We start from the raw sequence: 9146 nt of genomic DNA on the forward strand, positions 1-9146 counted from the left end.
GGGGGCAGGTGAATTTGTTTATACTTGACGGGGGGGGGCTCGGGGGGCGGTGGGCCCGAGGGCGGGGGCGGTGCCGGGCCGCGTGCTCGCACAAGCCGCGCAGGCCGCACCGAAGCGCGTGGTCGTGATCGGCGGCGCGCTCGCGGAAACCGCGTTCGCGCTCGGCGGTGCCGAGACGCCGCGCTACCGGCTCGTCGGCGCCGACACGACCTGCACGTACCCCGACGCCGCGAAGCGCCTGCCGAAGGTCGGCTACCAGCGCGCGCTATCGGCCGAGGGGCTGCTGTCGCTGCGGCCCGATCTCGTGCTCGCGTCGGCCGAAGCCGGCCCGCCCACCGCGATTGCGCAGGTGAAAAACGCCGGTGTCGCGGTGACGACGTTCGACGAACGCCACGACGTCGAGTCGGTGCGCGCAAAAATCACCGGCGTCGCGCAGGCGCTCGACGTGCGCAATGCGGGCGCCGCGCTGCTGCAGCGCTTCGATCGCGACTGGCAGGCCTCGCGCGACGCGGTCGCCGTACGCGCACCCGGCGGCGCGCAGCCGCCGCGCGTGCTGTTCGTGCTGAACCATACCGGCAACCAGGCACTCGTCGCCGGCCAGCGCACGGCCGCCGACGCGATGATCCGCTACGCGGGTGCGCGCAACGCGATGCAGGGCTTCGATCACTACAAGCCGCTGACGACCGAGGCGCTCGCGGCCGCCGCCCCCGACGTCGTGCTGATCTCCGACGAAGGGCTCGCGGCCGTCGGCGGCCGCACCGCGCTGCTCGCCACGCCCGGCTTCGGCGCGACACCGGCCGGCCGCGCGCAGCGCGTCGTGTCGCTCGATGCGCTGTTCCTGCTCGGGTTCGGCCCGCGCCTGCCGCTCGCCGTCACGACCCTGTACCGACGCCTGTCGGATGCGCTCGCCTGATTCCGGACCGCCCCGATGCCCGCTCACGCTTCGCCTTTCCCTGCACCGTCGCCCGCCTCGCACTCCGGCGCCGCGCGCATCGGCACGTCGCGCCGCTTCGCGCCGTTCGCGCTGGCCGCGCTCGCGTGCCTCGTGTGCGCGATGTCCGTCGTTGCGCTGTGCGTCGGCGCGTACCGCATTCCGCTCGCGCAAGCATGGGCCGCGCTGACCGGCGATGCAGCCGCGCAGCAGGCCCGCGCGGTGCTGCTCGACATCCGTGCGCCGCGTGTCGCGCTCGCGCTGCTGGTCGGCGGCGGCTTCGGCGCGACCGGCGCCGCGATGCAGGCGCTGTTCCGCAATCCGCTCGCGGATCCGGGGCTCGTCGGCGTGTCGAGCGGCGCCGCACTCGGCGCGACGACGACGATCGTGCTCGGCCCCGCCCTATTTGCCGCGCACGTGAGCGCGGCCGCATTGCCCGTCGCGGCCTTCGCGGGCGCGCTCGCGGTCGCGGCGCTCGTCTACCGGCTCGCCGCATCGCGCGGCCGGCTCGCGCTGCCGCTGCTGCTGCTCGCCGGCATCGCGATCAACGCGCTGGTCGGCGCGGCGATCGGGCTGCTGACATTCGTCGCCGACGACGCGCAGCTGCGCTCGCTGACCTTCTGGAGCCTCGGCAGCCTCGGCGGCGCGCAATGGTCCGCGCTGGCGGCCGTCGCGCCGTGCGTCGCGATCGGCTGCGTGCTGCTCGCACGTGAACGCGATGCATTGAACGCACTGCAGCTTGGCGAAACCGAGGCGCTGCATCTCGGCGTGCCGGTGCAGCGGCTGAAGCGGCGCGTGCTCGTCGCGGTCGCGCTCGCGGTCGGCGCGCTCGTGTCGTGCGCGGGCATCATCGGCTTCATCGGGCTCGTCGCGCCGCATTGCGTGCGGCTCGCGTGCGGCCCCGACCAGCGCATCGTTCTGCCCGGCGCCGCGCTGCTCGGCGCGCTGCTGACGCTCGCCGCCGATCTCGCCGCGCGCACGGTCGCCGCGCCCGCCGAAATCCCGCTCGGCGTGCTGACCGCGCTGCTCGGCGCGCCGTTCTTCCTCGCGCTGCTGTGGAAAAGCCGCGGCGCGCTCGGCGGCTAACCCTTCCGTCACGATGACCATGCTGACCGCCCACCATCTCGACGTCGCCCGCCGACACACCGCCATCCTTCGCGACCTGTCGCTGTCGATCGAGCCCGGCCGCGTGACCGCGCTGCTCGGCCGCAACGGCGCGGGCAAGAGCACGCTGCTGAAGACCTTCGCCGGCGAGCTGACCGGCAGCGTCGCGCCGAACGGCGTGCGCGTGACGGGCAACGTCACGCTGAACGGCGAACCGCTCGCGCGCATCGACGCGCCAAGGCTCGCGTGCCTGCGCGCGGTGCTGCCGCAGGCCGCGCAGCCGGCCTTCTCATTCAGCGTCGACGAAATCGTGCTGCTCGGCCGTTATCCGCATGCGCGGCGCAGCGGTGCGCGGCACGTGATCGCGCACCGCGATCGCGACATCGCGTGGCGCGCGCTCGAACGCGCGGGTGCCGAAGCGCTCGTCGGTCGCGATGTCACGACGCTGTCGGGCGGCGAACTTGCACGCGTGCAGTTCGCGCGCGTGCTCGCGCAGCTGTGGCCGGACGACGACGGTATGGAGGGCGGCCCGCGCTACCTGCTGCTCGACGAGCCGACCGCCGCGCTCGATCTCGCACATCAGCACCGGCTGCTCGATACCGTGCGCGCGGTCGCACGCGAATGGCAGCTCGGCGTGCTTGCTATCGTGCACGACCCAAACCTCGCCGCACGGCACGCAGATACGATCGCGATGCTCGCCGACGGCACGATCGTCGCGCACGGCACGCCGCGCGACGTGATGACGCCCGCCCATATCGCGCAATGCTACGGATTCGCGGTGAAGATGGTGGAAACCGGCGACGGTACGCCGCCGGTGATGGTGCCTGCGTAGCGTAGGCAAATACTGCACGGTCGTTGCGTCGCTCGATGTCCTACGCTGCCGTCAACTGCGACGTTCACCCGACATCATTCGCGCATCCCCTTCGAGGAGCCTCTCGTGCCGCTTTCAATGACCCGCATCATCCTGTACGTCCGCGACGTCGCGTTGCAGAAGGCGTTCTACCAGCGGTATTTCGACCTGCCAGTCATCGAGGAAATCAATGGTGAATGGGTCGTGCTCGATGCGGGCGCGATCGAACTGGCGCTGCATCTGGCGGGCCCGGCGTTTCGCCAAACAACCTCGTTCGTGCATGCGAATTCCGACGCAAACGCCGTGAAGCTCGTTTTCTCGATCGACGCCGATATCGACACGCACCGCGACCGACTCTCCCGCGACGGCGTGACGGTACGCGATCTCAAGCGCTACGACGGCTTCGCGTACCGGATGTACGACGGCCTCGATCCGGAGGGCAACGTCTTCCAGGTGATGCAGCCGGACTGAATGTCGGCGCGCGGGCCGCGCTCAATGCTCGACATCCGCCGCACCGAAGGTCCGCATCTTCCACCCGAGCCGCACCGCAAGCATCCGCATCGAGAATCCGGCCGCCAGCGCGATCACCGTCGCAAGGCCCGCATCGATGCCGAGATGCTGAATCCCGACATACAGCGTGCCCGTGACGAACGCGACGCTCGCGTACAACTCCTCGCGCAGGATCAGCGGCATCTCGTTGCACAGCAGGTCGCGCAGCATCCCGCCGCACACGCCCGTGATCGCGCCGGCCAGCACGACGATGATCGGCGCCGTGCCGGTCGACGCGCCGATGTCGCAGCCGATGATCGTGAACGCCGCGAGGCCGATCGCGTCGACGGTGACGAACAGCGTCTTCATCCGCGCGACATGCCGGGCAACCCACGATGCGACGGTCGCCGCGACAAGCGTGATCACCAGGTATTCGGGATGTGCGATCCAGCCGAGCGGATAGTGGCCGAGCAGCACGTCGCGCACGGTGCCGCCGCCGAGCGCCGTCACCGCGCCGACGAGCGCGAGCCCGAAGCGGTCCATCCCGCGCCGCATGCCCATCAGCGCCCCCGACATCGCTTCCGCGACGATCGCAATCAGATAGAGCGTATGCATCGCGCGCGTCAGTCGTCGGTCCGGAACAGGTCGAGCACGCGTTCGCGCTCGGCCGCATCGACCGCTGCGGGCATCGGCTCGCCGGGCTTGCCGTGGTCGGCAGGCGCGTCCGACGCGTCCTGCACCGCCGCGCCGCCGCAGGCGAAGCGGCTGCGGATGTATGGCGGCACGTCGGCCGTGCACGTGCCGCGCGTGTATTCGGCGTAGACGAAGTCGCCGTCGACGAGCGCGACGTCCTGCGGCGGCGAAGCATCGACCGGCGTGCGCCCGTCGACGGCCGTCTTCATGTAGTCGAGCCAGACCGGCAGCGCCAGCGTCGCGCCGGTCGCGCGCCCCATCGGACGCGGCGTGTCGTAGCCGAGCCACGCGACCGCAACGATGCCCGACGAGTAGCCGGCGAACCACACGTCCTTCGATCCGTTCGACGTGCCCGTCTTGCCGGCCGCGTCGTCGCGGCGCAGCGCCAGCGCGCCGCGCGCGGTGCCGGCCCGCACGACGTCGCGCAGCATGCTGTCCATCACGAACGCGTTGCGCGCCGACACGACGCGCTCGCCTGCCGGTGCGGTCGCCTCGTACATCGCGCCGCCGTGACGCTGCTTCACCGACAGGATCAGGCGCGGCTCCATCCGCGTCCCGCCGTTCGCGAACACGCTGTACGCGCTCGCGAGTTCCAGCGGCGTCACCGCGCCCGCGCCGAGCGCGAGCGGCAGCGATGCCGGATTGCGCTGCGCGTCGAAACCGAAGTGCGCCGCGTGCTGCTGCACGTAGCGCGCGTCGGCGGCCTGCATCAGGCTGACCGCGACCAGGTTCTTCGAGCGCACGAGCCCGCGCCGCACCGGGATGAAGCCCTCGTAGCGGTTGCCGAAATTGCGCGGACGCCACGGTCGCGCGCCGGTTTCCTCATGCGTGAGCGTGCGCTGCGTATCGTCGACGAGCACGCCGGGGAAGTAGCCCTTCTCCAGCGCCGCCGAATAGACGAACGGCTTGAAGCTCGAACCCGGCTGGCGATACGCCTGCAGCGCATGGTCGAACACGTTGCGATTGAAATCCGCGCCGCCGACGAGCGCGAGCATGTCGCCGGTGGCCGCATCGAGCGACACGAGCGCGCCTTCGAGCCCGTTGCGCGCATCGCGCGTCGCGCGTGGCTGCCGGCTCAGCGTGCGGTCGAGCGCGGCTTCGGCCGCGCGCTGGTCGCGCATCGAGACCGTCGTCGTCACGTCGAGGCCGAGCGTATAGGCATCGTCGTGAAAACGCTCGACCATCATGCGGCGCGCGCGCTCGGCAACGTACGGCGCGGCGACGATCCCGGGCGGCGGCGTGGTCGCCAGCGCGATCGGCGCGTCGACGGCCGCGCGGTACGTCGCGTCGTCGAGCTGGCCGAGCGCGTGCATCCGGCCGAGCACATAGTTGCGCCGCGCGGTTGCGCGCGACGGGTTGACGACCGGGTTGAACGCGGACGGCGCCTTCGGCAGCCCCGCGAGCACGGCCGCCTCGCCCGCGCTCAGCGCGTCGAGCGGCTTGCCGAAATACACGTTCGCGGCCGCCGCGAAACCGTACGCGCGCTCGCCCAGGTAGATCTCGTTCATGTACAGCTCGAGCAGCTTGTCCTTGCTGTATTCGCGTTCGAGCTTGGCCGCCATCAGGATCTCGGCGAGCTTGCGGCTCAGCACCTTGTCGCGCGTCAGGTAGAAGTTGCGCGCGACCTGCATCGTGATCGTGCTGCCACCCTGCCCAGGCTGCCCCGTCACGACGTTCGCGAACGTCGCGCGCCCGAGGCCGCCGACATCGACCGCGCCGTGCTGGTAGAACTTCGCATCCTCGGCCGCGAGCAGCGCCTGCCGCATCAGCGGCGGAATGCGTTCGAGCGGCACGAACTCGCGCCGCTCGATGCCGTATTCGGCCAGCAAGTCGCCGTCGCGCGAGAAAATCCGCAGCGGCAGCGCGGGACGATAGACGGCCAGGTGCTCGACGGACGGCAACTGCATCCAGATGCGCTGGATCGTCCATGCGCCGATGCCCGCGCACGCGAGCGTCAGGCCGAGCAGCGCGCCCGCGAGCGTGCGCCATACGCGTCGGCGGCGCGGCGGCGCGGGTTGCGGCGGAGGGGAAGCGGTGTGGTCGGTCATGTCGGGCTCCTTCTTCGAGGCCGCGACGGCCGGCGCGCGACAGGCGCCTGCCGATCGCAGAAGGCGCGCATTGTCGAAGGGATGGCGCGAAACCGGAACATTCTTTAGCCAAAGTTTGGCAGGCTGAATTTTATTTAGGAAAGCGCGCCGGAGCCGTTCGCGCAGCGCATGCCGGCCTGCGGCGCACCGTCGGACAAACCGCGCGGCATGCGGTCCGGTTCGCCTGTACCATCGCGTGATGTTCGATCGATACATCGGCCTGTGGGGCCTCGTTCCCGACGGCGGCCCGATCCTGACCGCGAGCGGCGGCCTGCTGCCCGTTCTCTGGCACGCGCGACCCGCGATGCTGAAGGTCGCCACGTGCGACGAAGAGCGTCGCGGCAATGCGCTGATGACCTGGTGGAACGGGCAAGGCACCGCGCAGGTGTGGCAGCACGACAGCGACGCGATCCTGCTCGAACGCGCGCAGCCGGCGCCGTCGCTGGCCGGCTTTTCGGCTTCGGGTCATGACGACGACGCGATGCGCATCGCGTGCGACGTCGTCGCGCGGCTGCATGCGCATCGTGCTGAGCCGCCTGCGGTCGTGCCGCTGCACGACTGGTTCCATGCACTGCTGTCGGATGCCGCGGCCAACGACGTGCTGCGCCGATCGGCCGCAACGGCACGCGCGCTGCTGTCGGCACAGCCCGTCGATGAAGTCGTCCTGCACGGCGACATCCATCACGGCAACATCCTGCATTTCGGCTCACGCGGCTGGCTCGCGATCGACCCGAAGGGGCTGCGCGGAGAACGCGGCTTCGACTACGCGAACCTGTTCTGCAATCCCGCGCACGACATCGCGGTCGACCCGGTGCGCTTCGAGCAACGCGTCGCGTGCGTGGCCGACGCCGCGCAGCTCGACCGCCGCCGGCTGCTGCAGTGGATTCTCGCGTGGGCGGGCCTGTCGGCCGTATGGCTGATGGAAGACGGCCTGCCGCCCGATACGCGGCTGCAGGTCGCGGCGCTGGCCGCGACCGCGCTCGGCCTGTAGCGCGCACGACGCCGGCCGCACCGCCCATGAAAAAGCCCGCCGGCATGCACCGGCGGGCTTGCGTATTCGACTGCTGGCGCGGCGCTTAGCGCGCGGGGTTCAGCGTCAGGTTCATGTGACGGTTCACGTCCTTGTACAGCAGGTAGCGGAAGCGGCCAGGGCCGCCCGAATAGCATGCCTGCGGGCAGAACGCGCGCAGCCACATGAAGTCGCCCGCTTCCACCTCGACCCAGTCCTGGTTCAGGCGATAGACGGCCTTGCCTTCGAGCACGTACAGGCCGTGCTCCATCACGTGCGTTTCAGCGAACGGAATCACGCCGCCCGGCTCGAACGTCACGATGTTCACGTGCATGTCGTGGCGCATGTCGCTCATGTCGACGAAGCGCGTCGTCACCCACGCGCCGTTGGTGCCCGGCATCGGGATCGGTTCGACGTCCTGCTCGTTGGTCACGAAGGCTTCGGGGAGCGGGATGCCGTCGACGGCCTGGTAATGCTTGCGGATCCAGTGGAAGCGCACCGCGGCATCGCTGACGTTGTGCAGCGTCCAGTCCGCACCCGGCGGAATGAACGCGTAGCCGCCCGGCTTCAGCACGTGCTTCGAGCCCTGCAGCGTCAGCTCGGCTTCGCCTTCGACGACGAACAGCACGGCTTCGGCGTTCTTGTCCTGCTCCGGCTTGTCGCTGCCGCCGCCCGGGTTCACTTCTACGATGTACTGCGAGAAGGTTTCGGCGAAACCCGACAGCGGGCGGGCGATCACCCACAGGCGCGTGTTCGTCCAGAACGGCAGCCAGCTCGTGACGATGTCGCGCATCACCCCCTTCGGGATCACCGCGTACGCCTCGGTGAACATCGCGCGATCGGTCAGCAGATCGGTCTGCGGCGGGTGGCCGCCATGCGGCGCGTAATACGTTGTCTTAGACATATGCATCCAGGCAATGGGTTGGTCCGGCCCCGGGCGCAAACGGCATCGGGCGGCACGCATGCGCGTGGGGCGCGCATGCGGCGGCGGGACAGCGTTGCCGGGGTGGCTTGAAAGCGCATGCGCCTTCGTTCGGTCGGCCAGGCTTCGCGACGGATCCGTCCGGTTGATCGGACGCGGCGACCGATGCTGGTGGAGCCGGTGGCCGGGCCGCGGCGTTCGCGCTCATGCGACGAGGCGAGACGCGGCGGATGGCTCGGTTCGATTCCGTACGCGGGCATCGCTGACGATAGCGAAGTCGATCGCGATCGACCAATTAAATGTTGCGATGCTATCCATTCGATTTCCCACTACTCGCCGGCGCGTGCGATGCGCGGCGAAGCAGCGTGGCGCGGCAGTCTGCGTATCGGGGAAATCCTGACGGTCGGGGGGTGACGCGAACGATCGCCCGGACGTTGGGGATGCGACGCATCCGATCGCGGCAACACGGGTTGCACGCGCGGGCCGCGATACATCCGGTTACGCAGATCGAGGATGGTCAATGCGCGCGTGGCCGCGAAGCACTCCGCCCCGGTCGCGAACCATTGTCAGGCTGGAACCGGCAGACGTGTCGAACGGAATCTGCGTAATGGCGTTCGCCGATCTTGCGCCGGCGCATTCAGGCGCGGCAGGCTTTGTAGTCGGGAAGCGGGAAATACGGCGAGGAGAGAAATTGCCTGCCCGTCGGTCGGGCGTATGGCAGCGGCTGATGAAGCCGGAAAGGGTCGCCGGTCTGGCCGGCAATGGCGGCCCGGCAGGCCGCCGGGCCGATTCTCGCGTCGGGCGCCGACGCCGTCGGCGCGACGGTGCACAGGTCGCGCACCGTGCCGCGCCAGCAGCGATCAGTCCCAGTCGCGGTGGTGATGATGCTTGTGGCGACGATAGCCGCGATCGCCGCGATAACCGCGATCGCCGTAATCGCGTTCGTACGAGCTGCGCGACATGTTGCCGCCGAGCGCCGCGCCCGCGCCGCCGCCGACCGCCGCGCCCAGCAGGCCGCCCGTGCGGCCGCCCATCGCGTTGCCTGCCGCGGTACCTGCGCC

General features: G+C 70.2%; 8 protein-coding genes and 1 pseudogene. 5 read left to right on the forward strand and 4 right to left on the reverse strand.

All coding sequences use genetic code 11. From position 1 onward, the window contains the following. Nucleotides 1-49 precede the first annotated feature (49 nt). The 4 genes from ACPUER_RS35120 (at nt 50) to ACPUER_RS35135 (ending at nt 3356) form a co-directional block, all read left to right on the forward strand. Complete coding sequence (locus ACPUER_RS35120; protein WP_425133377.1) at nt 50-913, forward strand: heme/hemin ABC transporter substrate-binding protein; 864 nt, start codon at nt 50-52, stop codon at nt 911-913. 15 nt (nt 914-928) lie between these two features. After that, nucleotides 929-2017, forward strand: a complete 1089-nt coding sequence (locus ACPUER_RS35125; RefSeq protein WP_310136630.1) for an iron ABC transporter permease — start codon at nt 929-931, stop codon at nt 2015-2017. Nucleotides 2018-2036: 19 nt separating this feature from the next. Beyond that, nucleotides 2037-2867 (forward strand): heme ABC transporter ATP-binding protein, encoded by an 831-nt coding sequence (locus tag ACPUER_RS35130; RefSeq protein ID WP_425133378.1) that lies wholly within the window; start codon nt 2037-2039, stop codon nt 2865-2867. 105 nt (nt 2868-2972) lie between these two features. Then, on the forward strand, nt 2973-3356 hold the full coding sequence (locus ACPUER_RS35135; protein ID WP_425133379.1) for a VOC family protein: 384 nt from the start codon (nt 2973-2975) through the stop codon (nt 3354-3356). Between the two features lie 21 nt (nt 3357-3377). On the opposite strand, the gene ACPUER_RS35140 is transcribed toward ACPUER_RS35135, so the two are convergent. Together ACPUER_RS35140 and ACPUER_RS35145 are read right to left on the reverse strand one after the other, a co-directional pair. Then, nucleotides 3378-3989: a trimeric intracellular cation channel family protein gene (locus ACPUER_RS35140; RefSeq protein ID WP_425133380.1), complete on the reverse strand. Its 612-nt coding sequence runs from the start codon at nt 3987-3989 to the stop codon at nt 3378-3380. An 8-nt stretch (nt 3990-3997) separates the two neighbouring features. Beyond that, the gene (locus ACPUER_RS35145) at nt 3998-6115 is read right to left on the reverse strand and encodes a penicillin-binding protein 1A (RefSeq protein WP_425133381.1); all 2118 of its coding nucleotides are present in this window, start codon (nt 6113-6115) and stop codon (nt 3998-4000) included. Between the two features lie 238 nt (nt 6116-6353). Here ACPUER_RS35145 and ACPUER_RS35150 point away from each other — a divergent pair, with 238 nt between their 5' ends. Beyond that, nucleotides 6354-7145 carry an aminoglycoside phosphotransferase family protein gene (locus ACPUER_RS35150; RefSeq protein ID WP_175960038.1) on the forward strand — a complete coding sequence of 264 codons (792 nt, stop codon included), beginning with the start codon at nt 6354-6356 and terminating at the stop codon, nt 7143-7145. A gap of 85 nt (nt 7146-7230) precedes the next feature. On the opposite strand, the gene ACPUER_RS35155 is transcribed toward ACPUER_RS35150, so the two are convergent. Both ACPUER_RS35155 and ACPUER_RS35160 read right to left on the reverse strand, forming a co-directional pair. Beyond that, nucleotides 7231-8067: a bifunctional allantoicase/(S)-ureidoglycine aminohydrolase gene (locus ACPUER_RS35155; RefSeq protein ID WP_060240603.1), complete on the reverse strand. Its 837-nt coding sequence runs from the start codon at nt 8065-8067 to the stop codon at nt 7231-7233. Nucleotides 8068-8945: 878 nt separating this feature from the next. Next, nucleotides 8946-9146: pseudogene (locus tag ACPUER_RS35160) on the reverse strand (hypothetical protein); the annotation flags it as partial.

It is taken from the genome of Burkholderia sp. DN3021 (assembly GCF_049805555.1).
GTDB classification, from domain to species: Bacteria; Pseudomonadota; Gammaproteobacteria; order Burkholderiales; family Burkholderiaceae; genus Burkholderia; species Burkholderia pyrrocinia_C.

What these genes read in the sequence shown, in the direction of transcription:
- ACPUER_RS35145 (WP_425133381.1), bottom strand. Translation starts at nt 6,115, where the DNA reads ATGACCGACCACACCGCTTCCCCTCCGCCGCAACCCGCGCCGCCGCGC.
- ACPUER_RS35150 (WP_175960038.1), top strand. Translation starts at nt 6,354, where the DNA reads ATGTTCGATCGATACATCGGCCTGTGGGGCCTCGTTCCCGACGGCGGC.
- ACPUER_RS35125 (WP_310136630.1), top strand. Translation starts at nt 929, where the DNA reads ATGCCCGCTCACGCTTCGCCTTTCCCTGCACCGTCGCCCGCCTCGCAC.
- ACPUER_RS35155 (WP_060240603.1), bottom strand. Translation starts at nt 8,067, where the DNA reads ATGTCTAAGACAACGTATTACGCGCCGCATGGCGGCCACCCGCCGCAG.
- ACPUER_RS35130 (WP_425133378.1), top strand. Translation starts at nt 2,037, where the DNA reads ATGCTGACCGCCCACCATCTCGACGTCGCCCGCCGACACACCGCCATC.
- ACPUER_RS35140 (WP_425133380.1), bottom strand. Translation starts at nt 3,989, where the DNA reads ATGCATACGCTCTATCTGATTGCGATCGTCGCGGAAGCGATGTCGGGG.